This window comes from Allobrachymonas chironomi DSM 19884 (genome assembly GCF_000374625.1).
In the GTDB taxonomy this organism is placed as follows: domain Bacteria; phylum Pseudomonadota; class Gammaproteobacteria; order Burkholderiales; family Burkholderiaceae_C; genus Brachymonas; species Brachymonas chironomi.
The window spans coordinates 1-1,249 of sequence record NZ_KB894797.1 but is presented as its reverse complement, the minus strand read 5'-3'; the positions used below and the strand labels follow the sequence as shown (position 1 = coordinate 1,249).

General features: G+C 27.5%; 1 protein-coding gene and 1 pseudogene. Both read left to right on the top strand.

What is annotated here, in order from left to right:
- Positions 1 to 311 precede the first annotated feature (311 nt).
- Entirely contained in the window at positions 312 to 371 is a 60-nt protein-coding gene (ermCL, locus tag C513_RS14385) for a 23S rRNA methylase leader peptide ErmCL (RefSeq protein ID WP_002497446.1), read from the top strand.
- A gap of 59 nt (positions 372 to 430) precedes the next feature.
- Positions 431 to 1,152, top strand: a pseudogene (erm(C), locus tag C513_RS14060) (23S rRNA (adenine(2058)-N(6))-methyltransferase Erm(C)).
- Positions 1,153 to 1,249 lie beyond the last annotated feature (97 nt).

Sequence of the window (1,249 nt, the reverse complement as noted above, 5' to 3'; positions counted from 1 at the left end):
TCAAAATTGAATGAGACATGCTACACCTCCGGATAATAAATATATATAAACGTATATAGATTTCATAAAGTCTAACACACTAGACTTATTTACTTCGTAATTAAGTCGTTAAACCGTGTGCTCTACGACCAAAACTATAAAACCTTTAAGAACTTTCTTTTTTTACAAGAAAAAAGAAATTAGATAAATCTCTCATATCTTTTATTCAATAATCGCATCCGATTGCAGTATAAATTTAACGATCACTCATCATGTTCATATTTATCAGAGCTCGTGCTATAATTATACTAATTTTATAAGGAGGAAAAAATATGGGCATTTTTAGTATTTTTGTAATCAGCACAGTTCATTATCAACCAAACAAAAAATAAGTGGTTATAATGAATCGTTAATAAGCAAAATTCATATAACCAAATTAAAGAGGGGTATAATGAACGAGAAAAATATAAAACACAGTCAAAACTTTATTACTTCAAAACATAATATAGATAAAATAATGACAAATATAAGATTAAATGAACATGATAATATCTTTGAAATCGGCTCAGGAAAAGGCCATTTTACCCTTGAATTAGTAAAGAGGTGTAATTTCGTAACTGCCATTGAAATAGACCATAAATTATGCAAAACTACAGAAAATAAACTTGTTGATCACGATAATTTCCAAGTTTTAAACAAGGATATATTGCAGTTTAAATTTCCTAAAAACCATATGGTAATATACCTTATAACATAAGTACGGATATAATACGCAAAATTGTTTTTGATAGTATAGCTAATGAGATTTATTTAATCGTGGAATACGGGTTTGCTAAAAGATTATTAAATACAAAACGCTCATTGGCATTACTTTTAATGGCAGAAGTTGATATTTCTATATTAAGTATGGTTCCAAGAGAATATTTTCATCCTAAACCTAAAGTGAATAGCTCACTTATCAGATTAAGTAGAAAAAAATCAAGAATATCACACAAAGATAAACAAAAGTATAATTATTTCGTTATGAAATGGGTTAACAAAGAATACAAGAAAATATTTACAAAAAATCAATTTAACAATTCCTTAAAACATGCAGGAATTGACGATTTAAACAATATTAGCTTTGAACAATTCTTATCTCTTTTCAATAGCTATAAATTATTTAATAAGTAAGTTAAGGGATGCATAAACTGCATCCCTTAACTTGTTTTTCGTGTGCCTATTTTTTGTGAATCGATTATGTCTTTTGCGCAGTCGGCTTAAACCAGTT